This window comes from Curtobacterium sp. AC268 (assembly GCF_979258745.1).
In genome coordinates this window covers 2527820-2553464 of record NZ_OZ409878.1, presented here as the reverse complement: position 1 = coordinate 2553464, position 25645 = coordinate 2527820, and the positions used below count along the sequence as shown (strand labels likewise).

Annotated in this window: 26 protein-coding genes; 13 read left to right on the top strand and 13 right to left on the bottom strand. The window is 71.8% G+C overall.

Annotation, left to right across the window (positions count from 1 at the left end):
- Nucleotides 1-49 precede the first annotated feature (49 nt).
- Complete coding sequence (locus tag ACZZ9K_RS12125; protein ID WP_463444169.1) at nt 50-799, top strand: hypothetical protein; 750 nt, start codon at nt 50-52, stop codon at nt 797-799.
- Nucleotides 800-857: 58 nt separating this feature from the next.
- On the opposite strand, the gene ACZZ9K_RS12120 is transcribed toward ACZZ9K_RS12125, so the two are convergent.
- The 4 genes from ACZZ9K_RS12120 to ACZZ9K_RS12105 form a co-directional block, all read right to left on the bottom strand.
- A complete protein-coding gene (locus tag ACZZ9K_RS12120; RefSeq protein ID WP_463444168.1) occupies nt 858-1640 on the bottom strand; it encodes an endonuclease/exonuclease/phosphatase family protein in 783 nt (260 codons plus the stop codon).
- A gap of 38 nt (nt 1641-1678) precedes the next feature.
- Nucleotides 1679-3181: an LCP family protein gene (locus ACZZ9K_RS12115; protein ID WP_463444167.1), complete on the bottom strand. Its 1503-nt coding sequence runs from the start codon at nt 3179-3181 to the stop codon at nt 1679-1681.
- Between the two features lie 163 nt (nt 3182-3344).
- Nucleotides 3345-3995 carry a GntR family transcriptional regulator gene (locus ACZZ9K_RS12110; RefSeq protein WP_349847365.1) on the bottom strand — a complete coding sequence of 217 codons (651 nt, stop codon included), beginning with the start codon at nt 3993-3995 and terminating at the stop codon, nt 3345-3347.
- Between the two features lie 12 nt (nt 3996-4007).
- On the bottom strand, nt 4008-6122 hold the full coding sequence (locus ACZZ9K_RS12105) for an MMPL family transporter (protein ID WP_463444166.1): 2115 nt from the start codon (nt 6120-6122) through the stop codon (nt 4008-4010).
- Nucleotides 6123-6199: 77 nt separating this feature from the next.
- On the opposite strand from ACZZ9K_RS12105, the gene ACZZ9K_RS12100 reads away from it, so the two are divergent.
- Both ACZZ9K_RS12100 and ACZZ9K_RS12095 read left to right on the top strand, forming a co-directional pair.
- Nucleotides 6200-6607: a MarR family winged helix-turn-helix transcriptional regulator gene (locus ACZZ9K_RS12100; protein ID WP_463444165.1), complete on the top strand. Its 408-nt coding sequence runs from the start codon at nt 6200-6202 to the stop codon at nt 6605-6607.
- A gap of 76 nt (nt 6608-6683) precedes the next feature.
- Entirely contained in the window at nt 6684-7727 is a 1044-nt protein-coding gene (locus ACZZ9K_RS12095) for an LCP family protein (protein ID WP_463444164.1), read from the top strand.
- A gap of 82 nt (nt 7728-7809) precedes the next feature.
- Here ACZZ9K_RS12095 and ACZZ9K_RS12090 read toward each other — a convergent pair whose 3' ends face one another.
- From ACZZ9K_RS12090 to ACZZ9K_RS12065, 6 genes are all read right to left on the bottom strand, one after another.
- Entirely contained in the window at nt 7810-8499 is a 690-nt protein-coding gene (locus ACZZ9K_RS12090; protein WP_463444163.1) for a transglycosylase family protein, read from the bottom strand.
- Between the two features lie 302 nt (nt 8500-8801).
- Entirely contained in the window at nt 8802-9953 is a 1152-nt protein-coding gene (gene rlmC / locus ACZZ9K_RS12085; protein ID WP_463444162.1) for a 23S rRNA (uracil(747)-C(5))-methyltransferase RlmC, read from the bottom strand.
- 7 nt (nt 9954-9960) lie between these two features.
- Nucleotides 9961-10827: an SMP-30/gluconolactonase/LRE family protein gene (locus ACZZ9K_RS12080; RefSeq protein WP_216852218.1), complete on the bottom strand. Its 867-nt coding sequence runs from the start codon at nt 10825-10827 to the stop codon at nt 9961-9963.
- Nucleotides 10828-10867: 40 nt separating this feature from the next.
- Nucleotides 10868-11488: a DedA family protein gene (locus ACZZ9K_RS12075; protein WP_173032337.1), complete on the bottom strand. Its 621-nt coding sequence runs from the start codon at nt 11486-11488 to the stop codon at nt 10868-10870.
- 67 nt (nt 11489-11555) lie between these two features.
- Entirely contained in the window at nt 11556-12215 is a 660-nt protein-coding gene (locus ACZZ9K_RS12070) for a FadR/GntR family transcriptional regulator (RefSeq protein ID WP_463444161.1), read from the bottom strand.
- On the bottom strand, nt 12212-12934 hold the full coding sequence (locus tag ACZZ9K_RS12065) for an SDR family oxidoreductase (protein ID WP_301580862.1): 723 nt from the start codon (nt 12932-12934) through the stop codon (nt 12212-12214). Before ACZZ9K_RS12065 ends, ACZZ9K_RS12070 begins: the two co-directional genes overlap by 4 nt.
- A gap of 45 nt (nt 12935-12979) precedes the next feature.
- On the opposite strand from ACZZ9K_RS12065, the gene ACZZ9K_RS12060 reads away from it, so the two are divergent.
- From ACZZ9K_RS12060 to ACZZ9K_RS12030, 7 genes are all read left to right on the top strand, one after another.
- On the top strand, nt 12980-13732 hold the full coding sequence (locus tag ACZZ9K_RS12060) for an SDR family NAD(P)-dependent oxidoreductase (protein ID WP_176708019.1): 753 nt from the start codon (nt 12980-12982) through the stop codon (nt 13730-13732).
- Nucleotides 13733-13833: 101 nt separating this feature from the next.
- A complete protein-coding gene (locus ACZZ9K_RS12055; RefSeq protein ID WP_463444160.1) occupies nt 13834-16746 on the top strand; it encodes a Na+/H+ antiporter subunit A in 2913 nt (970 codons plus the stop codon).
- Nucleotides 16743-17153, top strand: a complete 411-nt coding sequence (locus ACZZ9K_RS12050) for a Na(+)/H(+) antiporter subunit C (RefSeq protein WP_214560293.1) — start codon at nt 16743-16745, stop codon at nt 17151-17153. The genes ACZZ9K_RS12055 and ACZZ9K_RS12050 overlap by 4 nt, the downstream gene beginning before the upstream one ends.
- On the top strand, nt 17150-18841 hold the full coding sequence (locus ACZZ9K_RS12045; RefSeq protein WP_027467192.1) for a Na+/H+ antiporter subunit D: 1692 nt from the start codon (nt 17150-17152) through the stop codon (nt 18839-18841). The genes ACZZ9K_RS12050 and ACZZ9K_RS12045 overlap by 4 nt, the downstream gene beginning before the upstream one ends.
- Nucleotides 18838-19419, top strand: coding sequence for a Na+/H+ antiporter subunit E (locus tag ACZZ9K_RS12040; RefSeq protein WP_463444159.1), 582 nt, complete (start codon nt 18838-18840; stop codon nt 19417-19419). Before ACZZ9K_RS12045 ends, ACZZ9K_RS12040 begins: the two co-directional genes overlap by 4 nt.
- The gene (locus tag ACZZ9K_RS12035) at nt 19416-19754 is read left to right on the top strand and encodes an MrpF/PhaF family protein (protein ID WP_214520579.1); all 339 of its coding nucleotides are present in this window, start codon (nt 19416-19418) and stop codon (nt 19752-19754) included. The genes ACZZ9K_RS12040 and ACZZ9K_RS12035 overlap by 4 nt, the downstream gene beginning before the upstream one ends.
- The gene (locus tag ACZZ9K_RS12030) at nt 19751-20107 is read left to right on the top strand and encodes a cation:proton antiporter (RefSeq protein WP_463444158.1); all 357 of its coding nucleotides are present in this window, start codon (nt 19751-19753) and stop codon (nt 20105-20107) included. The genes ACZZ9K_RS12035 and ACZZ9K_RS12030 overlap by 4 nt, the downstream gene beginning before the upstream one ends.
- Nucleotides 20108-20184: 77 nt before the next feature.
- Here ACZZ9K_RS12030 and ACZZ9K_RS12025 read toward each other — a convergent pair whose 3' ends face one another.
- The gene (locus ACZZ9K_RS12025) at nt 20185-21447 is read right to left on the bottom strand and encodes an MFS transporter (protein ID WP_463444157.1); all 1263 of its coding nucleotides are present in this window, start codon (nt 21445-21447) and stop codon (nt 20185-20187) included.
- A 559-nt stretch (nt 21448-22006) separates the two neighbouring features.
- Nucleotides 22007-23050 (bottom strand): L-glyceraldehyde 3-phosphate reductase, encoded by a 1044-nt coding sequence (gene mgrA, locus ACZZ9K_RS12020; protein WP_111047715.1) that lies wholly within the window; start codon nt 23048-23050, stop codon nt 22007-22009.
- A gap of 90 nt (nt 23051-23140) precedes the next feature.
- Between mgrA and ACZZ9K_RS12015 the strand changes: the two genes are divergently transcribed.
- Genes ACZZ9K_RS12015 through soxR form a run of 3 tightly spaced genes read left to right on the top strand, consistent with a single transcriptional unit; the run spans nt 23141 to nt 25195 of the window.
- On the top strand, nt 23141-23596 hold the full coding sequence (locus tag ACZZ9K_RS12015; RefSeq protein ID WP_196783353.1) for an iron chaperone: 456 nt from the start codon (nt 23141-23143) through the stop codon (nt 23594-23596).
- 2 nt (nt 23597-23598) lie between these two features.
- Nucleotides 23599-24642: a YdcF family protein gene (locus ACZZ9K_RS12010; protein WP_463444156.1), complete on the top strand. Its 1044-nt coding sequence runs from the start codon at nt 23599-23601 to the stop codon at nt 24640-24642.
- A gap of 10 nt (nt 24643-24652) precedes the next feature.
- The gene (soxR, locus tag ACZZ9K_RS12005; protein WP_463444155.1) at nt 24653-25195 is read left to right on the top strand and encodes a redox-sensitive transcriptional activator SoxR; all 543 of its coding nucleotides are present in this window, start codon (nt 24653-24655) and stop codon (nt 25193-25195) included.
- Here the strand turns inward: soxR and ACZZ9K_RS12000 are convergent.
- Nucleotides 25192-25632: a MarR family winged helix-turn-helix transcriptional regulator gene (locus tag ACZZ9K_RS12000; protein ID WP_216852147.1), complete on the bottom strand. Its 441-nt coding sequence runs from the start codon at nt 25630-25632 to the stop codon at nt 25192-25194. The two genes, soxR and ACZZ9K_RS12000, sit on opposite strands and share 4 nt — an antisense overlap.
- Between the last annotated feature and the right edge of the window lie 13 nt (nt 25633-25645).

The window sequence follows — 25645 nt, the reverse complement described above, 5'->3', positions numbered from 1 at the left end:
TTCGGTAACACCTGTCGTTCTGTCCCGGTCGAGGCCCTACCGTCGAACGGTGACTCCTCGGACCCTGCTGGCGCTCGGCGCCGCCGTGCTGGCCTTCTCGGCCGGTGCGCTCACGTTCGACGGCACCACCGGGCTCGGGGCGGACGTCGCCGTGGCCGCCGAGACCTCGCACGACGCCGCTCCGGTGCACGTGACGAAGGCGGAACTCCGCCGGGTGGACTCGATCGAGCTCGACGCCGAGGCCCTGGTGCTCCGGAACGGCGACGACACCGTGGTGAAGTCCTCGATGCGCGACTCCGGACTCACCGTGAGCGTGCTGAACCGCCTGCTCGGCACCCCCTCGCGCACACAGACGGCCGAGGGCGACGGCGGGGCGTGCTTCCCCGCCAGCACCACCTACACCTGGGGCGGCGCCCTCCGCGTCGCAGCCCTGGCGACCGACGCGGCGGCCGGCAACGCGGTCGAGATCCGGGTGCTGCGCGACTCGGTCCGCAGCGTGCTCGGCAAGCGGATCGAGCTGACCGGCCCGGGCGGTGTCCGGGTGGGCGACGACATCGCGGACGAGATCGCCGACGCCCCCCGCTCGGAGCGGGTCTCCTTCGGCTCGGACGACTCGCGCGCCTGGCAGCTCCTGCTCCGCGAGGGCTGGGCCGACCGGCACGACGACGAGAACGACGACGACGAGTCGGGCAAGCACTCCGACGACGTCGGCACCAACGGGGTCTCCGCCCTGACGAACGAGACGACCGTCACGGTGCTCGGTTCACCGATGCCCGTCCACGCGCAGCGGAGCTGCTGACAGCGAGCAGAGCGCGGAGCTGCTGACAGCGAGCAGAGCGCGGAGCTGCTGAGGCGACTCAGATCCGCAGCGTCGCGATCACCGGGAAGTGGTCGCTGGCGAACCAGGTCTCGGGGCCGTCGTGGTCGATCACGACGCGGTCCACGGCGCTGACGTCTCGGGTGAGCACCCAGTCGATCCGCTCGCCCGAATCGACCGGCGGCTGCCAGTCGTTGAACGTGGCGGTGCGGTCGGCGGGGTCCCCCGCGGCGAGCCAGGCGTCGGCGAACCCGGCCTCGGCGAACACCCGCGAGGCCGTCCCGCTGCCCGCGGGTTCGTTGCAGTCGCCCGCGAACACGACCGGGCCGGTGGCGCTCGCGAGTCGTTCGGCGATGAGGGCGGCGCTCCGACCGCGCACCTCGTCGCCGTGCGGGCCGGGCTCGTGGTCCAGGTGCGTGGTGAGCAGGGTGAACGCGGGCCCTTCGGCGTCGAGGAACCGGGCGTGGTTCGCGATCCGCGGGTACAGGCTGCCCCAGGTGTTCGAGACGGGTTCGTCCGGGGTGTCCGACAGCCAGAACGACCCCTCGTCGGACGGACGGAACCGGTCGCGGCGGTAGAAGACGGCCGCGTGTTCGCCGGCGTCGCCGCCCTCGCGCCCCTGCCCGACGTCGGCGTGGTCGGGCAGCCCGGCACGCAGGTCGTCCATCTGGTGCGCGAAGGCCTCCTGCACGCACAGCAGGTCGGGGTCGTGTCGGCGGATGAGGTCGAGCACGACCGGCAGGCGGGCCGGCCAGTCGTGCGCGGGGTCCGGGTTCTTGATGTTGTAGGTCATCAGGACGATCGGGCGTGCGGCGCTGGTCACACCGTGAACCTACCGACCGGTTGCCCGGCAGGTTCCCATCAGTAGATGCAGGTGCTGTCGTTGCCGTAGTTGTGCACGTCGGTCGACTTGGGCGACGGTTCCTTCGCGGGCTGCTTCGTCGGCTTCGAGTCCGTGCTCGAACCGCCGGTCGACGGCGTCGATGCCCCGGCGCTCGGCTCGGTCGCGATCGGCTTCACGGTCGCGCCGTCGGTGCCGAGCACCAGCGTGACACCGGTGACCGCGGCGGTCCGGACGGCGACGGCACCGGGCACTGCGGACGCGACGGCCTTCGCCTGCGACTCCTGGCCGGCGGGGTACTGCACCTGGGTGGTCTTCGTGGTCGCGGACGAGCCGGGCGGGGCGACCTGGAACCCACGGGCGGTCAGGACCTGCCCCGCAGCCGCCGCGGCACCCTGGACCCCGCTGCCGTTCACGACGGTGACCGAGGTGTTCGCGGGCTGCGCGCGGCCGGCCTTCGTGTACGCCTCGGGTTCGCCGACCAGGCCCTGCACGAAGGCGGGCAGACCGACGGTGTCGACCTCGACGATCGACAGGGCGGAGCCGTTCGCGTAGATGGTCGGCGTGCCGAGCGTCGGGATCGTGGCGGACTGGATGTTGCCGGGCCGGAGGTTGCGCATCTGCGACGCCAAGGACACCAGGTCGGTGTCGGTCTGGATCGAGTCACCGATGGCGCCGAGGATGTTGTTCATCTTCACCGGGTTGAGCAGCGTGCCCGCCGACAGGACCTTCCGGGCCTCCTGCGACAGGAAGTACTGCTGCCGCACGTTGCGGTCGAGGTCGCCGTTCGGCAGGCCGTGGCGCTGTCGCACGAAGGACAGTGCCTCCTTCGCGTTGAGCGAGGACTTGCCCGCCGGCAGGTTCACGCCGGAGTACGGGTCGTTGGTGGCCTGCTTCAGGCAGACCTGGACCGGTCCGAGTTCCTTGACCACCTGGTAGAAGCCGAGCAGCGAGACGCGGACGTAGTGGTCGATCTGCAGGCCGCTCAGGTTCTCGATGGTCTTGATGAGCATCTTCGCACCGCCGGTGTCCCCACCGCCGTTGAGCGTGCCGTAGTAGAAGGCGCTGTTGAGCTTGCCCTTGCCGACGTCCGGGATGTCGACGTACGAGTCGCGGGGGAACGAGATCATCGTCGCCTGGGTGCCGTCGGCGTTGATGTGCAGCACGATCATCGTGTCGGTGTTCGTCGCACCGCCGTCGTCCTCGGTGCTGAGTTCGGCGAGCTGCTCCGGGGTCGCGTTGTCCGGGCGGTGGTCGTCGCCGACGAGCAGGATGTTCTGCGCCTTGCCGTCGACGTCGTCCTTCTGGCTCTTCGTGCCGGCGATCGCGTCGATGTGCGTGACGCCGCTCTGCAGGCGGTTGAACGCGAAGGCCGCGTAGCCGCCGCTCAGCAGGAGGGCCATGGTGAGCACTCCCGCGACCGCCGGGAACACGACGCCCGCGCGTCGCTTCTGGCGCCCGTGGCGCGGCGTCGCGGCACCGCGGCGTGCGGGCTCGGTCGTCTGCTCGGGTTCGTTGCTCACCGGGAAACCATAACCGCCGCGCGGGGAACGGACATGGGATGCGCCTGGAAGGTCGCCCCGTACTCGCCGTCACCCCGGGCGGACGGGAGGCCCGTGGCGGCGTCGCCACGGGCCTCCCGTCCGTCTCCTGGTCGCGCTCGTCGCGCTCGTCGCGCTCGTCGCGCTAGTCGCGCGACGGCAGCAGGTGGATCGCCTCCATGGCGAGCTCGGCAGCGATGGGGTCCTTCGCGACGACGGCGTCCTTGAGCTTCGTCAGCTCGGGCAGGATCACGTCGGCCGGCAGGAGCTCGGCGAGCTCCGGCACGCGGAGCTTGAACGAGAGCCCGTCGGTCGTCGAGTTGCAGAGCTGCACGAGCGACGGGTTGCCGCACGCGTCGGCCCACACGGCGTAGATACCGGCGCCCTCACGCGCGACCTTGTCCTGCTCGTCGGCGCTCACCCGTGCGTGCACGTCGTCGAGCATCTTCACGATCTTCTTGCGCTGCGCGTCCGTGAACCGGGGCACCGCGAGCCGCACGACGCCGCCGTAGATCACGCCGAGGGTGCGGTACGCGTCGAGGAGTTCTTCCTTCGTCGGCGCCGCGACCCGGGTGTAGCGGTTCGGCGCCATCTCGATGAGTCCGGCCCGGGCGAGTTCGGCGAGGGCCTCGCGGATGGGCGTCCGGGAGACACCGAGCCAGGCGATCAGGTCGTCGTCGTTGAGGCGTTCCCCGGGCTCGAGCGTGCCGTCCATGATGGCGTCTCGGATCTTGTCCTGCACCGTGTCACGGAGGAGCTTGCGCTCGGCAGCGGGCTGCGTCGAGGGAACTGGCATGGGTCCAGCGTGTCACATGTCAGGGCGCGTGCGCGAGAGGCGCGACGGCCACCAGGCCCGGTGCCCGAGGTCGTAGGCCAGCGCCGGCACGAGCAGTGAGCGGACCACGATCGTGTCGAGCAGGACGCCGAACGCGACGACGAACGCGATCTGCACGAGGAACAGGATCGGGATCACGCCGAGGGCGGCGAACGTGGCGGCGAGCACGACGCCCGCCGACGTGATCACCCCGCCGGTCACCCCGAGTCCGCGCAGGACGCCCTCGCGTGGACCGTGCCGCAGCGCCTCCTCGCGCACCCGTGTCATGAGGAAGATGTTGTAGTCGACGCCGAGTGCCACCAGGAACACGAACGAGTACAGCGGCACGCTCGGGTCCGCGCCCGGGAAGTGGAACACGTGGTCGAAGACGAGCGCTCCGACACCGAGGGCCGCCGCGAAGGACACGATCACGCTGCCGATCAGGACGAGCGGCGCGACGATGCTGCGGAGCAGGAGCATCAGGATCAGCAGGATGACGACGAGCACCACGGGGATGATGAGCGTGCGGTCGCGGATCCCGGTGTCGTTCGTGTCGACCGCCGTCGCGGTGACGCCACCGACGATCGCTCCAGGGTCGACGCGTTCGACGGCGGTGCGGAGGTCGCGGACGGCCTGCTCGGCGGCGTCCGAGTCGGCGGCGTCGGACAGCGTCGCCTCGAGCAGGACGTCACCGCGGGAGACGGTCGGCGTGCCGCTGCCGGCGGCGTCCCCGGTCACCGGGACGGTACCGGCGGGGCTGTCCTTCGCTGCGGCGACCACACCGTCGACCCCATCCACCGCGGTGATCGCGTCGACGAGCTGGCCGAGGTCGCGCTCCGCGCCGATGACCTGCGCGGGACTGCCGGAACCGCCCGGGAAGTGGTCGGCCAGCACGTCCTGACCGTCACGGGCCTCGGACGACCCGATGATCAGGTCGCTCTGCGGCACCCCGTCCGCCTTGAGTCCGAACAGGCCGGCGCCCATCGCGAGCAGGCCGACCGTGCAGACGATCCACACCACCCGGGACCGACGGGCGACGAGCCGGCCGACGCGCGCCCAGATGCCGCGTGCATCCGGACCGGTGAGCTCGGGGTGGGCGCTGCCGAACGCGGGACGCAGCGGCCAGAACGCGGCGCGGCGGAACGCGAGCAGCAGCGCGGGCAGGAGTGTCAGGGCGGCGAGCAGGCTGAACGCGATGCCGATGGCCGCGACCGGCCCGAGCGCCTTGTTCGAGTTGAGGTCGGAGAGCAGCAGGCAGAGCACCCCGACGATCACCGTGCCGCCCGAGGCCAGGATCGGCTCGAGGCTCCCCCGCAGAGCGGCCTTCGTCGCGTCCCAACCGGTGCGGTGGTCGCGCAGCGCCTCGCGGAAGCGCGAGGTGTACAGGAGCGCGTAGTCCGTCGCCGCGCCGATCACGAGGATCGACAGGATGCCCTGCACCTGCCCGTTGACCGTCACGATGTCGGCCTTGGCGAGCCACCAGACCACGAGGATCGAGGCGCACAGGGCGAAGGTGGCGGTGCCGAGCACGAGGACGGGCAGCAGGGGTGATCGGTAGACGATGATCAGGATCACGAACACCGCGGCGAGCGCCACCCCGAGCAGCAGTCCGTCGATGCCGGCGAAGGCCTCGGTCAGGTCCGCGGTGAACCCGGCGGGACCGGTGACGTAGCCGCTCACACCGGACGGGAGCGTATCGTCGACGTCGGCGCGGATGGCCTCGACCGCGTCCCCGGTCTCGGCGTCCTGCGTGAGCGTGGCGACGATCTCGACCGCGTCGCCGTCCTCGCTCGGGATCACCGGGCTGACGGCCTCGACGTCGGCGCGGTCGGACAGCGTCGTCGCGAGTGCCTTCGCGTCGACGAGGTCGGTCGACGTCAGGCCGCCGTCGCGTTCGAGGACGATGATCGCGGGCGCCCCCGACTCGTCGCGGAACTCGGAGGACCGCTCCTGCACCTTCGTGGCGTCGGCCGAGGCCGGCAGGAACGAGGTCTGGTCGTTGGTGGAGACCTCGGAGATCTTGCCGAAGAAGGGACCGCCGACGGAGGCGATGCCGAGCCAGACCACGATGACGAGCGCGGGGAGGACGATGCGGAGGAAGCGGGACACGTCGGTGAGCGTACACCGATCGTCAGCATGCTGATTACTTGACGGTCGAGCGCACTCGCCGACCATAGAATCACGACATGCAGGACACGACCGAGCAGTGGCCCCTCGGGCGCCTGCTGTCCGCGGCCGCACGGTCCGTCGAACGGGACTGGGACGAACGCCTCCGCGCCATCGGGCTCTCGCACGCCGCGGTCGTCGCGATCGACATCCTCATCCGGACCGGACCGACCGGCGCCGACACCATCGCCCGCACGGCCCGGGTCCAGCCGCAGACGATGTCGCGCACCCTCGAGCGGATGGAGCGGGACGGCCTCGTCGAACGCACCCCGCACGCCGCCGACCGTCGGCGCCGCGTGGTCAGCGTGACGCCCGCCGGCCGGTCCGCGTGGGAGACCGCGCGGCACATCGAGCGCGAGGTCCTGCCGGAGGACCCGGCGCTCCGGACGGCACTGGGCGAACTGCTCGCCAAGCCGCCGTCCGGGTGAAACACTGTTCATGAAATACCACATGCGATAAGATCCTGTGGTCGGTGCGTGCCGACCTGACCGCAGGAGCCCCCGCATGTCCGAACGCCGAGCCGCCCGGGCGGCCGCAGCACACACTCTCCGCGCACCCCGTCGCAGCACCCGGCGACGGCGACCGTTCCTGGTCGCCCTGGTCGCGACGCTCGGCTCGCTCGTCGGTGTCGCCCTGGTCCTCGCCGTCGTGGCGAGCGTGTTCGTCGGCGGACTCGCCCGGAGTTTCGACGCCGGTCGCGACACCATCGCCGACCCGTTCCCGAGCGGTGCGCGGCCGAGCACGTCCAGCGGTGAGAACATCCTGCTCATCGGATCCGACGCTCGCGCGCAGGGCGGCCCCGAGGGCGCGCGGCCCGAGCTCGGCGGGCGCTCCGACACCCTGATGCTGGCGCACGTCCCCGCCGATCGACAGCACGTGTACCTCATGTCGATCATGCGCGACTCGTGGGTCGAGGTCCCCGGACACGGGCGCGCGAAGATCAACGCGGCCTACTCCTGGGGTGGTGTCGCCCTCACCACGGAGACCGTCGAACAGCTCCTGGACATCCGGATCAACCACGTGGCGGAGATCGACTTCGCCGGGTTCGAGGACATGACCGATGCCCTCGGCGGCGTCACGGTCGACTCCCCCCGGGCGTTCTCGGCACGCGGCCACGACTTCACGGCCGGGGCGAACCGGCTCGACGGGGCCGCAGCACTGGCCTTCGTCCGGGAGCGCTACTCCTTCGTCGACGCCGACCACACCCGCGTCCGCAACCAGCAGGCGTTCATGCGCGGCGTCGTGAACGGGCTGCTGTCCCGTGGCACCGTCACCAACCCCGGGCGCATCCAGGACTTCGTGGCCGCGACGAGTGCGCACCTGTCGGTCGACGCCGGGTTCTCGTTCGCACGGATGGCGGAACTCGGGTGGTCGCTCCGAGCGGTCCGAGCGGACGACCTCGTGACCTTCACCGTGCCGACCGCGGGCTCCGGGACGTCACCGGACGGGCAGTCGATCGTGAACCTGAACGAGCTCGCCGTCGGGTCCCTGTCCCAGGCGCTCCGGTCCGACGACGTCGCTGGCTGGCTCGCCGACAACCCGCAGTAGTCCGGCACCGCGAGGCCGCACGCACGACGACGCCCCACGACTCGAGGTCGTGGGGCGTCGTCGTGTTCGGTCTGCGGAGAGATCAGGCGGGGAGCTGGAGCTCCTGGCCGGCGTAGATCAGGTTCGCGTCGTCGATGGTCGACGTGTTCGCGGCCCAGAGCTGCTTCCAGCCACCGTCGATCCCGAGCTTCGTCGCGATCGTGTCGAGCGTGTCACCCGAGGCGATCGTGTACGTCTTGCCGCTCGTCTTGACCGGGGCCGGCTTGCTCGGCGTGGTCGCCGCCGGGGCGGGCGTCGCCTCGGTCGTGCTCGGCTGCGGGGCGGCCTGCTCGGCAGGAGCCGGTGCGGCGGGCTGCGGGGCAGCCTGCTGTGCGGGGGCCGGAGCCGGTGCGGGGGCCGGAGCAGCCGCGGCGGGGGCCGCACCGCTGGTGCCGCTCAGCCCGAGCTGGGCGGAGCAGGCGGGCCATGCGCCCCAGCCCTGCGAGGCGAGGACACGCTCGGCGACGGCGATCTGGGCCTCGCGGCTGGCGGAGGCGGGGTTGCCCGCGCCACCGTTGGCCTGCCAGGTACCGAGGTTGAACTGCAGGCCACCGTAGTAGCCGTTGCCGGTGTTGATGGCCCAGTTGCCACCGGACTCGCACTGCGCGAGCTGGTCCCAGGTCGAACCGGACGCTGCGTTCGCGGGGGCTGCCGCGAGGCCGACACCGGTCGCGGCGATGCCGGCGAACGCCAGGCCACCGACGATGGTGCGGGTACGGGAAAGCTTCTTCATGTGATTGCTCCACCGGGGTCACGAGCCGCATCTGCTGCGGAATCCACTGCCCACCCCGACCGATCGCGGTCAGTTGTGGGGGTGCGCCACCGGGGGCAGTGGTCATCGGGCCGGCGGCACCTCGGTCGGCAACCATAGGAAACTCTTGACCGTTATCAAACCGAGACAAACGGTTCTACCCGTGCATGCTATGTACCCCTACCCCGAACCTGAACGGTCAGATCCCCATGGCCATGGTCATCGAGCCGTACCCGGGTACGTGTCCTTGGCAATTCCCTGGCAATGCCGATCCGCGCTCGGGATCAGCCCCGTACGAGCAGGGTCACGGCCTCGAGGTGCCCGGTCTGCGGGAACATGTCGAGCACCCGGGCCCGACGCAGCCGGAACGACGGCATGCGTGCCAGGTCCTTCGCCAGGGTCACCGGGTTGCAGCTCGAGTACACGACGTGCTGCACGTCCGACTCCTCGAGCCAGGTCGACAGCCGTTCGCCGATCCCGCGACGCGGCGGGTTCACGACGACGAGCTCGGGCACCGCGTCCGGACGGGCCCGGAGTGCGTGCTCGGTCGCGTCGTCGGCGGCGAACCGGAGGCCCTCGAGGCCGGCCTCACGAGCGGACTGCTCGGCGGAGCGGATCGCTTCGGCACTCGTCTCGATGCCGGTCACCACGCGGCCGGGGCGGGCTGCGTGCAGCGCGAACCCGCCGACGCCGCAGTACAGGTCCCACATCGACGCCGGGTCGAGCTCGTCGATCCAGGCGGTCGCCTGCGCGTACAGCTCGGTCGCGACACCGGTGTTCGTCTGGAAGAAGCTCTGCGGCCGCAGGTGCATCGTGATCCCGCCGAGCCGCATCGGCAGCGTCTCCTGGTCGGTCAGCACGATCTCGCGGTCGCCTTCGGTGACGGCCTTGTGCTCGGGCAGCAGGTTGACGGTCACCACGACCGCGTTCGGCAGCGCGGCGCGCAGGGCGTCGAGGTGCTGCCGGAGCCGTGGCAGCTGCCCCTCGGAGCGCAGCACGAAGCGGATCATCAGCTCACCGTCGGGCGACTCGGTGACCAGCACGTACTTCAGCTCGCCCCGGCGCGCAGCGACGTCGTACGGGATCAGCCCCGCGGTCGAGACGAACTCGGCCAGCACGGGCAACGCGTGCCGGATGCCGGGCGTGCAGATCCCGCAGTGCCGCAGGTCCACCCCGCGCTGCCGGTGGTCGAGGATCCCGACGGTGGGGTGCTGGACGGATCCGCCCACGACCATCTTCGCCTTGTTCCGGTACCCGGACTCCGGGCTGGTGATCGCGGGCGACCAGGAGACTGCTCCGGGGCCCCCGGCAGCCTCGACCGCGTCGTGCAGGAGTTCGCGCGTGCGGAGTTCCTTGTCGAGGACCTGGCCGGCGTAGGGCTGGCCCATGAGCGTGCACGACCGGCACACCCCGCGGTCGAAGTAGTCGCACTGCATGGCCGAGTCAGGATACGGCAGCGTCCCGCGTCGTCGTGGCGATCCGGTACACCGACGTGGTCGCGGTCAGGAACAGCGTCGTGCCGTCGTCGCCGCCGAAGCACAGGTTCGACGTGACCTCCGGCACGGCGACCGCTCCGATCCGGGCTCCCTCGGGGTCGAACACGACGACGCCGTGGTGGGAGGACGACCAGACGTTGCCGTGCACGTCGACCCGGATGCCGTCCGGCGCACCCTCTCCGGGCTCGAGCCGCGCGAACACCCGGCCGTTCTTCAGCAGGTCGCCACGGCGGTCGTAGGCGCGGATGACCGGCTCGTCGCCCGACGAGCTCGCGATGTACAGCACCCGCTCGTCCGGGTCGAAGGCCAGGCCGTTCGGCTCGTCGAGGTCGGTCGCCACGGGCCGCAGGTCCTCGCCCTCCGGTCCGCACCGGAACACCCAGTGGTCGCCGTACTCGCGCACACCCGGGTGCCCCTCACGCGGCTGGGTGATGCCGTAGGCCGGGTCGGTGAACCAGACGCCGCCGTCCCGCGCGACCACGACGTCGTTCGGGGAGTTGAACCGGCCCCCGTCCCACGCGTCCACGATCGGCGTGACGACGCCGTCGCGGTCACGCTCGACCCGACGCAGGCCGTGCGAGCACTGCACGACGCTGCCGTCCCGATCGAGCGTGCGGCCGTTGGTGAACTCGACACCGTCCGCGTACACCGAGGTCTCCCCCGAGTCCGCGTGCCACTGCAGGATCCGGTCGCCGGGGATGTCGGACCACCGCAGCGTGCGGGTCGACGGGATCCAGCAGGGCCCCTCGGCCCAGGTGCTGCCGGTGGCGATGCGCTCGAGCGCGTCGCGGTCCGGCACGAGGTCGTCGAACAGCACGGGTTCTCCTTCGAACGGGGTGCCCACCCTACTTTCGTCAGGCCGCGGCCGCCGCCTGGGTGCGTCGTCGCACGGCCTTCTCGATCGCGGAGATCGCCAGGCCGAGCAGGATCGACGCCACGACCGCGAGGGTCGTGACGAGGAAGGGCTGCTCGCGGCTCCAGCGCCCGGTGGCCGAGGCGATGCCGACGCAGTACGCCGCCCACACGACGTCGGCGAGCACGCAGCTGAGCAGGAACCGCCGGAGGTCCAGCCCGCTGTCCGCGCCGACCAGGTTCGTCGTCAACCGGCCCATCGGGATGAAACGTCCGAGCACCGCGATGCGTCCGGGAGCAGCACGGTAGCGGCCGTCGATGGCGTCCCGGGCCGCGCGGACCTTCGGCCGCGAGAACCACGACCTCGAGCCGAGGTCGACCGAACGCGCCAGGTGGTACAGCCCGAGGTCGCCGAGGACCATGCCGATCGACGCCGCGACGACGAGGAACAGGACCGGCAGGAGACCGCCGTCACCGCCCACCAGGAGCGTGCCGATCGCGACGACGAGTGCCTGGCTGGGCAGGAAGACCGCGACGCTGCCCACGGCGAGCACGAGGCCGACCACGAAGAACGCCCACGGGGTGCCGACGAGCTGGACGACCAGGTCCTGTGCTGCGTCCACGACTCACCCTCCACGGGCACCGGAATGGCACACCGGGGTCCATCCTCGCAGGTCCGGGGGGCTCCACTCACGTGCGGTCGACGATCGCCCGCATCGTCGAGGCCGCCTCGTCCGGGCGACCGTCGAGGACGGCATCGGCGAGTGCGAGGTGGAGGCCGACGTCGTGCCGGTCCGGGCGGACGCTCCCGCGTTCGCGCAGCACCTGGCCGACGACCTGGTGCAGTCGTCGGTACAGCGCGTTGCCGGACAGGTCGAGCACGAGCGCGTGGAACCGCACGTCCGCGGCCACGAAGTCGGGGCGGTCGTCGCGGGTCGCGGCGGCGGCGAGTTCGTCCGCGGTGGTGCGGAGGGCCTCCCGTCGGTCCGCGAACTCGTCGAGCGCCACCCGCCGGGCTGCTGCGACAGCGGCGGCGGGCTCGACCGCCGCACGCAGCTCACGGAGCTCGACCGCCACGCGGTCGGCGTCCGGGCCCCGCAGACGCCACCGCACCACGCGCGGGTCGAGGACGTCCCACTCCCGCACGCCGAGCACGGTCACGCCGACCCGCTGCCGCGCGGTGAGCAGGCCGAGGGCGACGAGGACCCGGACGGCCTCGCGGACGATGCTGCGACTGGCACCGGTCCAGGCCACCAGGTCGTCGATGCTCCGGCGGCTGCCCACGGCGACGGCACCGGAGACGACGGCGGCACCGATCTGGTCGAGGACCCGTTCGAAGGTGCTCGTCACCGCTGCGAGACCGGCGACACCACGAGCTCGTCGATGCGCACGTGTGCCGGTACCCCGAGCACGAAGGCGACCGTCCGCCCGACGTCCTCCGGCTGGAGCATGCGCTGCCGGGCGGCCGCGTCGGGGACCTCCGGCCGCTGGTCGAGGAAGTCCGTCGCCACGTCTCCCGGGCACAGGTGCGTGGCACGCACGCCGTGCTCGGCCTCCTGCTGGTTCAGCGTGCGGACGACCGACGCGAGCGCGGACTTGCTCGCCGAGTACGCGACACCCGCCCCTGGCTGGAAGGACCACCCGGCGTACGAGGACACCACCACGACCACGCCGCCGGCCGTGCGGAGTGCCGGCAGCGCGGCGTCCACCAGCGTGACGACGGCGGTGAGGTTCGTGTCCACGATCGCGCGGAAGTCGGTGAGCGACTGGTCGTCCCACCGGCGTCGCGGGGCGTTGAGCCCGGCCGCCAGCACGAGCCCGTCGAGTCGGCCGTGCCGCTCGAGCACGGCGTCCCGCGCGGCGGTGACGGCGTCGGGATCGTTCGCGTCGAGGGGCAGGACGTCCGCGGTTCCCCCGGCGCCGCGGACGGTGCGCGCGACCTGCTCGAGCCGGTCGGCACGACGTCCGCTGAGCACCACGGTCCAGCCGTCCCGCGCCGCCGCCTCGGCGCTCGCGGCTCCCATGCCGCTGCCCCCACCCGTGACCCAGAGCACACGCTGATCCGTCATGCTCGAATAGTATGCCTATTGAAGCCACCGACGACGGGAGCAACGATGCACCTCGACCTGACCGACCGCGTGGTCGTCGTGACCGGCGCAGCGCGCGGGATCGGCCGCACCCTCGCCGACCGCTTCGTCAGCGAAGGGTGCCGCGTCGTCGCGCTCGACCTGGCCTTCGAGCAGGACTTCCCGCTCGACCACGTCGTGTGCAACGTCGCCGACCCGCAGTCGGTGCACGACGCCGTGGACGAGGTCGTCGGGCGGCACGGCACGATCGACGTGCTGGTCAACAACGCCGGCATCAACGTCACGGGCACGGTCGCCGAACTGGAGTGGGACGCCTGGCGACGCTGCGTGGACGTCAACCTCGGCGGCACCTTCCTGATGAGCCAGGCCGTGGCCCCGGTGATGCAGGCGGCCGGGCGCGGTCGGATCATCAACGCCGCCTCGTTCGCCGCGATCGTGCCCAGTGTCGGGAGCGCGGCCTACGCGGCCTCGAAGGCCGCCGTCGTCTCGTTCACCCGGGTGCTCGCATCGGAGCTCGGACCGTGGGGCATCACCGTCAACGCCTACGCGCCGGGCATGGTCCCGACGGCGATGAACGGCTTCGCGACCATGCCGGCCGAGGCCCAGGACCGCCTGCTCGACACGCTGTCGCTCCGCCGGTGGGAGACGCCGGACGACGTCGCCGACCTGCTCGTCTTCGTGGCGAGCGATGCCTCCGGGTACATCACCGGCACCCTGCTCGACGTCTCCGGCGGCAAGCTCGCGACGCAGATCCCGGCACGCGCGCACGGCCGGACCTGAGCAGACTGCTGTCCGACCGCACAGGTTCTCCACATGGCCTCCTCCGTAGGCTGTGAGGGCCCAGTGAGCCGGACTGCAGCCCGACCCCGAGGAGGTGCCCGATGGTCCTCGTCCTCGTCGCGTTCGCGATCGTCGCCCTGATCGTCCCCGCCCTGACCCCCGTCCTCGGCCGCCGCGTGTTCTACGTGGCGGCCCTCGCCCCCGCCGCGGCGGCGGTGCTGACGATCGCCCAGACCGACGCCGCCCTGCACGGCAGCGTCGTCGAACGGCACCGGTGGGTCCCCCAGCTCGACCTCGACGTCACGCTGCGGATGGACGCCCTGTCGTGGGTGCTCGCGCTCGTGGTGTCGATCGTCGGGGCCCTCGTGCTCGTCTACTGCGCCTCGTACTTCGGGCGCGACGAACCGGGGATCGGCCGGTTCGCGGGCGTGCTGACCGCGTTCGCCGGGTCGATGTTCGGGCTCGTCCTCGCCGACGACGTCATCGTGCTCTTCGTCCTGTGGGAGGCCACCACGGTCTTCTCCTACCTGCTCATCGGACACGACGCCGACAAGCGTGCGAGCCGTGCGGCCGCGATGCAGGCCCTCGTCGTCACCACCGCCGGCGGTCTGGCGATGCTCGCCGGTCTGGTCACGCTGTCGGTCGCGGCGGGCACGACCTCGCTCTCCGGCATCATCGCCGCCCCGCCGACCGGGCCGATCGTCACCGTCTCGGTGGTCCTCGTCCTGCTCGGCGCGCTGACGAAGTCGGCGATCGTGCCGTTCCACTTCTGGCTCCCCGCCGCGATGGCCGCACCCACCCCGGTCAGCGCGTACCTGCACGCCGCAGCGATGGTGAAGGCCGGCATCTACCTCGTGGCCCGGCTCGCCCCGGCGTTCGCACTGCTCGACGGCTGGCGCGAGACGATCACCGTGCTCGGTGTCCTCGGGATGCTCATCGGTGGCTACCGGGCGCTGCGGCAGACCGACCTCAAGCTCCTGCTCGCCTACGGCACCGTCGCGCAGCTCGGGTTCCTGGTGCTCGCCGCCGGGTGGGGCGCGCCCGCCGTGGCGCTCGGCGGGGTCGCCCTGCTCGTGGCGCACGCCGCGTTCAAGTCCACGCTCTTCCTGGTGGTCGGTGCGATCGACCACACCACCGGCACCCGCGACCTCGGGCGCCTGAGCGGCCTCGGCCGGAAGGCACCGTGGCTGGCCGTCGTGGCCGCACTCGCGCTCGTGTCGATGGCCGGCATCCCGCCGACGATCGGCTTCGTCGCGAAGGAAGCCGTGCTGACCGGCTTCACCGAGTCGCTGCACGGTCCCGACGCCGGCTGGGCCTGGTTCGCCCTCGTCGGAGTGACACTCGGCTCGGTGCTCACCGTGGCCTACTCGCTCCGCTTCTTCTGGGGAGCGTTCGCCCGCAAGCCCGACGTCGCCCAGACGGAACCGCACGCCCTGCACGGCCTGGGTGTGGTGCCGTCGATCCTGGCACTGACCGGTGTGGCCCTCGGCCTGCTGACCCCGGTCGTCGCGCACGGCATCGAGCCCGCGGCGACGGTGGCCTCGCTCCCCGGCGAGGAAGTCCCCCACCTCGCACTCTGGCACGGCCTCGAACCGGCGCTCGGCATCTCGGCCGTCACCCTGGTCGGCGGTCTCGCGCTGTTCGCCCTCCGACGTCCGGTCGAGGCACTCCAGCACCGGCTCGCCGGGTTCCCGAGCGCCGCGGGCACGTACCGGCACGGCATGCGACTGCTCGACCGCGGAGCGACCGGACTCACCGCGAGCCTGCAGCGCGGCTCGCTCCCCTACTACCTGACGGTGATCCTGTCGGTGTTCGTCGCCGGGGCGCTCGCCAACCTCGTGCTCGGCGGGCCGTGGGAGTTCCACGTCCGGTTCGCCGACTCGTGGGGCCAGATCCCGGTGATGATCGTGATGTCGATCGCCGGCATCGCGGTGCTCACGGCGAAGACCCGGTTCGCCGCCGCGGTGCTGGTCGGCGTCACGGGCTACGGCCTCTCGGTGCTGTTCGTCCTGCACGGCGCCGTCGACCTCGCCCTGACGCAGCTCGTGGTCGAGACGGTCACCCTGATCGCCTTCGTCCTGGTCCTCCGACGGCTGCCCCCGCGCATCGCCACGACCAACCCGTCGCGGTTCCGGGTCGTGCGGGCGCTCTTCGCCGGGCTGGCGGGGCTGACACTGGCGATCGTCGTCGTGGTGGCCGCCTCCGCCCGCACGGCACGCCCCCTCTGGCCCGACCTGCCCGCGCTGACGAGCTCGTTCGGGCACGGTCTGAACGTCGTGAACGTCGCCCTCGTCGACCTGCGCGGCTGGGACACCCTCGGTGAGCTCACCGTCGTGGTCGCCGCGGCCACCGGCGTCGCGAGCCTGATCTTCGTGAACTCGCGCGAGGACACCCTGCCCCGGCTGCGCGACCTGCCGGAGACCCTGACCGCGAACGGCGAGCGCACCGACGGTGAGCCCCGCGCCTGGCTGCCGACGAGCGCCGCGATCCCGACCGGCCGCTCGGCTCTGCTCGACGTGGTCGTCCGACTGCTGTTCCACGGCCTGATCGTGCTGTCGCTCTACCTGCTGTTCGCCGGCCACAACTCGGCCGGTGGCGGGTTCGCCGGCGGTCTGGTCGCCGGCATCGCCCTCGCGGCCCGCTACCTGGCCGGCGGCCCGGCCGAACTCGGCGCCGCGGCCCCGGTGCGTGCCGGTCGCCTGCTCGGCCTGGGGGTCGCGACGGCCGCCGTCACAGCGATCGTGCCGCTGTTCTTCGGTCGCGAAGCCCTGTACTCCGAGTTCTTCGAGGCCACCGTCCCGATCCTCGGACACGTCGAGTTCGTCACCGCCACGTTCTTCGACATCGGCGTGTACCTGGTCGTCGTCGGCCTGGTGCTCGACGTCCTCCGCAGCCTCGGCGCCGAGGTCGACCGGCAGCGCCTCGAGGACGCGTCGACCCCGACCCGCGACACCACCGAGGGGTCCGTCAGCGACACCCTCGATGCCCCCACCCCGGAAGGGAGCGCCACATGACCGTCACCCTCGTCCTCGTGATCGCCATGGCGGTGCTGTTCTCGTGCGGCGTCTACCTGCTGCTCGAACGCTCCCTGACCCGGATGCTCCTCGGCTTCCTGCTGCTCGGCAACTCGCTCAACCTGCTGCTGCTGGTGATGTCCGGCGCCGCGGGCGACCCGCCGATCGGCGAGAGCGCCGAGGGCATCACCGATCCGCTCCCCCAGGCGTTCGCCCTGACCGCGATCGTGATCACCTTCGCCGTGAGCGCGTTCCTGCTGGCCCTGATCCACCGGTCGTGGCAGCTGTCCCGCGCCGACGAGGTCGAGGTCGACGAGGCCGACGCCGCGATCGGCCGTGACCGCGACGAGCCGGCCGACGAGGACCCGGAGACCACCACCGACGCAGAACAGGAGGCGGCCCGATGACCTGGCTCGTCCCGCTCCTCGTCCTCGTCCCGCTGCTCGGTGCCGCGGTCGCGCTCGGACTCCTCCGCCACCAGAAGCTCCAGCGTGCGATCACCGTCGTGGTGCTCGTCGTGGCCCTCGCCGTCGCCGCCACGCTCATGGTCCTGGTCGACCGGCACGGCACGATCGTGGTGCAGGTCGGCGGCTGGGACGCCCCGTACGGCATCTCGCTCGTCGTCGACCGGCTGAGCGCCCTGCTGCTCACCGTCAGTGCGAGCGTCCTGCTGCTCGTCCTGCTGTTCTCGATCGGCCAGGGTCTGGCCGCCGACGACGAGGACGCCCCGGTCACGATCTTCTACCCGACGTACCTGGTGCTCGCCGCCGGCGTGCTCGACTCGTTCATCGCGGGCGACCTGTTCAACCTGTACGTCGCGTTCGAGATGCTGCTGGTGGCCAGCTACGTGCTCATCACGCTGGGCGGCAGCGAACAGCGCGTCCGGGCCGGCACGACGTACATCGTCACGAGCCTGATCGCGTCGGCGATCTTCCTCGCCGCCATCGGTCTGGTCTACGGCGCCACCGGCACGGTGAACATCGCCCAGATCAGCGAGCGCGTCGCCGACCTGCCGGAGCACGTCCAGCTGCTCCTGCACACGATGCTGCTGATCGGGTTCGGCATCAAGGCGGCCGTGTTCCCGCTGGCGTTCTGGCTGCCGGACTCGTACCCGACGGCCCCGGCGCCGGTCACCGCGGTCTTCGCGGGCCTGCTGACCAAGGTCGGCATCTACGCGATCATCCGGCTCGAGACGGTGATCTTCCCGCGACCACAACTCAACGAGGTGCTGCTCGTCGTCGCCGCACTGACGATGGTGGTCGGGGTGCTCGGCGCGGTGTCGCAGACCGACGTGAAACGGCTGCTGTCCTTCACGCTGATCAGCCACATCGGCTTCATGGTGATGGGCGTCGGACTCGGCACCGTCGCGGGGACGGCGGCAGCGGTGTTCTACACGGTGCACCACATCGTCGTGCAGACCACGCTGTTCCTGGTGTCCGGCCTGATGGAACGCGTCGGCGGGACGACCTCGACCCGGTCGCTCGGCGGACTGCTGAAGGCCGCACCGCTGCTGGCCGCCCTGTACCTGATCCCCGCGTTCAACCTGGGCGGGATCCCGCCGTTCTCCGGCTTCATCGGCAAGCTCGGCCTGTTCCGCGCCGCCGCCGAGGACGGTTCCCCGATGGCGTACGTCACCATCGGCGCCGGCGTCGTCACCTCGCTGCTCACCCTGTACGCGCTCATGCGGGTCTGGGACGCCGCCTTCTGGCGGCCGAAGCCGGCGGCCGAGGCCGCCGCCCCGCACGCGACGAGCGCGGAACCGCACGCCCACCTGCGGTCGCCGGAACCGGCTCCCCTCACCGTCTCCGAGGAGACGGGCGAGGCCTACCACCCGGGAGGCTCGGTGACGGTCACCGACGCACCGCACGCAGCCACCGCCTCCAGTCCGACCACCGGCGCGACCGAGGCGGTCGGCGAGGCTCCCGAGAAGGTGCGCCTGCCGCGCATGCTCGTCGGTGTCACGACGATCGCGGTGCTCGGGTCCGTCGCGCTGACCGTCGTCGCCGGCCCGCTCTACGGCTACGCGACCCGCGCAGCGGAGTCGCTGGAATCGCCCGACCGCTACGTGCAGGCCGTGCTCGGAGGTGAGCGATGACCGACGTCCGCCGCATCTCCAACGCCAGGCGGATCGCGCTGGCGTGGCGCTACGACGTGCCCCTCGTCGCGGGACTCACCGTGCTCTGGGCGCTGCTCTGGGGGTCGTGGACCCCGCTGACGCTGCTGTGCGGCATCGTCGTGGCGCTCCTCGTCACCCAGGCGCTGCCGCTCCCGCCGGTCCCGCTGTCCGCACGGTTCTCGATCATGCACGTGCTGCGGTTCCTGGTGGTGTGGTCCGGGCTCGTCGTCGTGGCGTCCTTCCGGGTCGCATGGGTCGCGTTCCGTCCCCGCGGTGTGCGGCGCAGCTCGATCACGCTCGTGCAGCTGCACTCCACGTCCGAGATGACCTTCACGCTGGCCACCCTCGCGATCTCGCTCGTGCCCGGCTCGTACGTCGCCGACGTGGACCTGCGGCGCCGTCGCCTGCTGCTCCACGTGCTCGACACCGAGCGCCTCGAGCAGGTCGAGGACGAACGCCGCGTCGCACTCCGGATCGAGGCCATGGTCATCCGCGCACTGGGCTCCAAGCAGGACGTCTCCGAACTGTCCGAGCCGCTGCCGGAGGTGAACCGGTGAGCGCCGCCGTCGTCGTGATGGGCATCGCCGTCGCGCTCGTGCTCGCGCTCCTCGGGGCGACGTTCGCCCTCGCGGTGTTCCGGATCGTGCGCGGGCCGACCATCCTCGACCGCATGATCGGCTCCGACATGGTGCTGACCACCGTGCTCGTGGTGATCGCGGCCGCGATGGTCATCCGCCAGGACCTGACCGGCATCCCCGTGCTCGTGGTGATCTCGGCGACGAGCGTCTTCGCCACGGTCGCCGTGGCCCGGGCCGTCACGCCCTCGGCGGACCCGTCCGACGAGGGGCTGACCGTCACCACCCCCGAGCGCGCCGAGGAGGACCAGTCGTGATCGAGATCATCGAGTCGTTCGTCGACGACGCCGGCATCCGGGCCTGGATCGCCATCGGGCTGCTGCTCGTCGGGTCGCTGCTGTCGCTCGGCGCCGGGGTCGGCATCGTCCGGTTCCCGGACCCGCTCGTCCGTCTGCACGCGATGGCGAAGCCGCAGGTGCTCGGGCTCGCACTCGCGCTGGCCGCCATCGTCGTCGCAGTGTGGACGTGGACGGCGTTCTGGGTCGTCCTGCCCGTCATGGTGTTCCAGCTGTTCCTGGTGCCGGTGTCGACGCACATGATCGCCCGCGCCGGCCTGCGCGCCGACGACTACCGGCACGAGGACCTGCTCGTCGACGACACGGAGTCCTGACGCACCGATCTGCCGGAGCGGAGGCCCGTGGCGGCGTCGCCACGGGCCTCCGCTCCGTCAGGCGCTCACGTTCGCGGTCAGGCGGTCGCGACCCGACGCGGGAGCAGCAGGTTGAGGACCGCGGCGACCACGACGATCGCGGCGGAGACCGCCGGCAGCAGCATCGATGCGGCGGTGCCGTGGTGCTCGGCGACGTCACCGGTGATGGCGGAGGCGATCGACTGGCCGACGATGACGGCGGACCCGAGGATCGTCATCGTGGTGGCGGAGCGGCCGACGGGTGACCGGTCCGAGCCGAGGCTGTACTGGGCGACCAGGGTGGGTCCGATCCCGATGCCCATGACCGCGAGGACGACGCCCGCGGCGACGACGGAGTCGGCGCTGGCGAACGCGAGCGCACCGGCGAGGAGCACGACGCCGAAGACGAGCCAGCGCCAGCCGAGGCCGAAGGCCCGGGGGAACGCCGCCGACCCGAGTGCCAACCCGGCGGACCCGATGCCCATCAGGCCGTAGAGCAGGCCGGCCTGCGAGGCCTCGCCGTGGGTCTCCATGAACGCCGTCAGCGAGGTGAGCGTCGAGCCGAAGAACAGCCCGATGCCGAGGATGCCGACGACCACGACGACGAGCCGCGGGCGCAGGAGCTGCCGCGCGGGTGCCTGCGTTGCCTCCGCGTGCTGGCCGACCACGAGCTTGCCGGTCGGGTGCAGCGCGAACGCCGTCACGAACACGAACGTCAGGACCGAGGCGCCGGCGACGGCCACCCACGGGGCGATCGCGCTGGCGAGGATGCCGACCAGGAACGGGCCGATGATGAACACGGTCTCGTCGGCGGCGGACTCGTAGGCCATGGTGCCGCTGAGGGTCTTCTCGCGCCGCGCCGGGGCCGTGCGCTGCCGGATGATCGCGACGAGCCGCGTGCGGGACATCGGGGCGACCTGCGGGGCGGAGGCGCCGATGCAGAACGCGACGGCGAGGACGGCGAGGTCGGGCGCGGTGCCGCTGACGACGAACGGGAAGAGCCCGAGCAGCGCCGCGTTCACCAGGCCGACGGGGACGAGCACCGCGCGCTGGCCGAAGCGGTCCGCCGCGGCGCCGACCATCGGGCCGAAGATCGCGGAGCCGATGCCGACGGCGGCGGAGTTGATGCCGCCGAGGGCGACGGAGTCACGGGCGGCGACGACCAGGGTCAGGACGCCGACCACCATCATCGCGAACGGGAGCCGGGCGATGAACGCCACGGGGAAGTACCAGCGTCCGGCGAGGGAGACGAGCGAGCGGTCCGGAGCGGACGGGGCGTCGCCGGTGGAACGGGTGTCGCCGGTGGAACGGGTCTGGAGCATTGGGGTGTGCCTTCTCGGCCCGCCCGGTTCGGTGGCGGCGGACCCATCGGGTGCCGCCGTTGTCCGCCGGGGAGCCGGCGGCCGGTAGATACACACTGCGTGTTGTCGAACGCTGTCGATGGTACCAATCGGCCGCCGCGGCCCGGAGGAGTTCGCTCCTGGCGCCGTCCCGCCGGCCAGCCGCGGTGCGGTCACAGACCGTCGCCTGCGGCGCCGCCAGCCGACAGTTCGTGACCGGTCGGCACGCGACCCGCGACGTGTCGTGACCGGCCGACGCGGGCCGGACACGCGACGCGACGTGACCGGACGACGGACGGGAGGCGCGTGGCGGCGCACCCCGCGCCTCCCGGCCGCCGCGCCGCGCGTCCAGGGCCCCGCACCGGTCACGACACCCCGCCCGCCGTCCGCGGTGCGGTCACAGACCGTCGCCTGCGGCGCCGCCAGCCGACAGTTCGTGACCGGTCGGCACGCGACCCGCGACGTGTCGTGACCGGCCGGCGGGATCCGCCGAGCGACGAGATGCGACCGGCCGAGGGACTGCTGCGGCGTGGCGCTCGGGTCAGGAGACCTCGCCCGCGCGGGCTCCCGCCCACAGGTCAACGTCGGTGATGCCGACGGAGTGCTCGTCGATGACGCGGAGCTCCTCGTCGGTGAACGAGGTGTTCGACAGCGCGGCGACGTTGTCCTCGAGCTGCGACACCCGCGAGGCGCCGATCACGAGCGAGGTCACCCGCTCGTCACGGAGCGCCCAGGCGAGGGCGAGCTGCGCGAGGGACTGTCCGCGTGCGGCCGCGACGTCGTTCAGGGCACGGAGGTGCTCGACGACCTCGGGCGTGATGCTCGACGCGTCGAGGGACTTGCCTGCTGCCGCGCGGGAGTCCTCGGGCACACCGTTCAGGTACTTGCCGGTCAGCAGCCCCTGCGCCAGCGCGGTGAAGCCGATGACGCCGAAGCCGAGCTCGCCGGCGGCGTCGAGCAGCCCCTCGGTCTCGATCCAGCGGTTGAGCATCGAGTACGAGGGCTGGTGGATGAGGAGCGGCGTGCCGAGGTCGCGGAGGATCTCGGCCGCCTGCCGGCTGCGCTCGGCGTCGTACGACGAGATCCCGACGTACAGCGCCTTGCCCTGCTGGACCGCGGTGTGCAGGGCGCCCATCGTCTCCTCGAGCGGGGTCGAGGCGTCGAGACGGTGCGAGTAGAAGACGTCGACGTAGTCCAGGCCCGTGCGCTGCAGCGACTGGTCGAGCGAGGCGAGCACGTACTTGCGTGAGCCACCGCCCTGCCCGTACGGCCCCGGCCACATGTCCCAGCCGGCCTTCGTCGAGACGACCATCTCGTCGCGGTAGGGCCGGAAGTCCTCGCGCATCAGGCGGCCGAAGTTCACCTCGGCGGCACCGTACGGCGGGCCGTAGTTGTTCGCGAGGTCGTGGTGGGTGATCCCGAGGTCGAATGCCCGGCGGCTGATGGCACGCTGGTTCTCGAAGGGCATGTCGTCCCCGAAGTTGTGCCAGTACCCCAGGGAGAGCAGCGGCAGGTCGAGGCCCGAGCGGCCGGTCCGGCGGTACGTCATCGAGTCGTAGCGGTCGTCACTGGCGATGTAGGTCATGGGACGAGCCTGGCACTCCATCGGGGCCGGGCCTCGCACGCTTCGCTTCGCGGACCCATGATGGGTGCACGAGACCACGAGGAGACGACGATGGCACGGACGACGAAGACCGAGACCACCTTCACCGACGAGGAGCGCGCGGCGATGCAGGAGCACGCCGCGGAGGTCAAGCGCGCCCGCGGCACGAAGGGCACCAAGGCCGAGAAGGCAGCGGCCGACGCCGCTGCGGTCGAGGCGAAGATCGCCGAGATGCCCCAGCCGGACCGGGGGCTGGCGGAGCGCATCCACCGCATCGCGCTCGAGGTCGCGCCCGAGCTCGCGCCGAAGCTCTGGTACGGCATGCCCGCCTACGCGCGGGACGGCAAGGCGGTGTTCTTCTTCCAGGACGCCGCGAAGTTCAAGGCCCGCTACGCGACGCTCGGGTTCCAGGACTCGGCCGCGCTCGACGACGGCACGTTCTGGCCGACGTCGTGGGCGATCAGCCCCGAGTTCTCCGAGGCCGACGAGGCACGGGTGGCCGACCTGATCCGTCGCGCGGTCGGTTGACGGTGCTCGGGCTGGGCGCCGCTCCCGTCTTCGCCCTGCTGTTCCTGGTGCTGTACGTCCTGGGGCGGCGACGGGACCCGCGGATGCTCCGCAACGGGGTGTTCCTGACGGCGGCCGTGCTGTTCGGGCTCGCGACGGTCGTGGCCGTGCTGACCAGGGTGGTCCCCGGGTTCAGCCTGCTCGTCGCCGTGGTGCTGCTGCTCGTGCCGCTGACGGTCGTGGTGCTCGGGGTCGCCCTGGTCGCGAACGGTCTGCAGATGCTCCGGGCCGAGGGGCGCAGCGTCGGCAACCTGCTGTCGCTCGCCGCCGGGGTGGCGGTGTTCGTGCTGCCGGCGGTCGCCATCGCCCTGCTCGTCTCGGGCAGCGGCGAGGGCTTCACACTGTGGGACGGCACGAAGATCGCGATCGCCGTGCTGATGGTGTTCGTCTGCGGGTACTTCGCGCTGTCGCTGGTCGCGTTCGCCCTGTACTCCGTGGTCTACGGGCGGACGCGGCACGGCATCGTCCCCGACACGATCGTGGTCCTCGGCTCCGGGCTCGTGCACGGCGAGGTCCCGCCCCTGCTGCAGAGTCGACTCGACCGGGCGCTCGGCGTCTACCGGGCTGAACGGGCAGCGGGACGCCGACCGCTCCTCGTGCCGTCCGGCGGACAGGGCGACGACGAACCCCGCCCCGAGGGCACCGCGATGGCCGAGTACCTGGTGGCGCACGGTGCCGACGCGGACGACGTCGTCGCGGAGACCGCGTCGCGGAACACCCGCGAGAATCTCCGGTTCTCGCGGGACGTGCAGACGGCCGCCGGTCGGGACGGCCAGATGGTCGTGGTCACGAACAACTACCACGTGCTGCGGGCGGCGACCCTGGCCCGCCGCCTCGATCTGCCCGCCCAGGTCGTCGGCGCGCGCACGGCGGCGTACTACGTGCCGAGTGCGTTCCTGCGGGAGTTCGCCGCGGTGATCGTCGAGCACCGCTGGCTCAACGTGGTCGCCTGCACGCCGTTCGTGCTGTTCACCGGGTTCCTGCTCTGGGAGTCCTTCCAGCAGTAGGATCTCCACCATGGTCGAGATCCAGGCACCGCGGCCGACCGACCTGCTGCCCATCGGCGAGATCGTCCGCCGCACGGGCGTCGCCGCCTCGGCCCTGCACTTCTACGAGCGCAAGGGCCTGATCCACCCGGAGCGCACCGACGGCGGGACGCGGATGTACCCGCGGCACGTCGAACGGCGGATCGCGATCATCCAGGTGGCCAAACGCCTCGGCATCCCGCTCAGCGAGGTCGCCGAGCAGTTCGAAGCCCTGCCCGCCGACCGCATGCCTTCGTTGCGCGACTGGAACCGGTTGAACGAACGGTGGCGCGCACGGCTGCGGGCCCGCCAGCTCGAGCTCGAGCGCCTGCAGCAGGAGATGACGCAGTGCATCGGCTGCGGGTGCGTCTCGCTCGGAGCGTGTTCGGTCGTGAACCCGGGCGACGCCCTGGGCGACGAGGGGCACGGCGCGCGTCGCCTGCTGCCGATCCAGGACGAGGCGGCCGACGACGCCGTCACCACTGCCGACGACCCCGCCGTCGCCGCCGCCGCCGCCGAGGACGCTGTCGCCTAGCCCGCGCGGAGCCCGTCGTCGATCCGCTGCAGCAGCTCCAGCGCCTCGACCGCACCCCGTTCGTCGCCGCCGAGGGCCGTGCGGAGCTTGCCGGACCAGTGCCGGTAGAGCCGGTCGACGCTCTCCTGGGCCAGGGCGGTCGAGTGCAGCTGCACGGTCCGGGCGTCCGCCGGGTCCTGGCGCCGCTCGACCATGCCCTTCGCCACGAGCGACCGGAGTGCGACGCTGAGGTTGCTGCGCTGCAGGGCGGTCGCCTCGGCGGTGGCACTGGGCGAGGTGCCGGGATTGCGGTTGATCCAGCGCATCACGAGCGCTTCGGTGCCGGTCAGCGGCACGATGTCGAGGGTCTCGGAGCCGTGTGGATCGATGTCACGCGCGATCCGGAGCAGGACGTCCGCGAACTCGGCGAGGACGTGGTCGGACACGGCGGAGTGCATGACCGTACTGTAC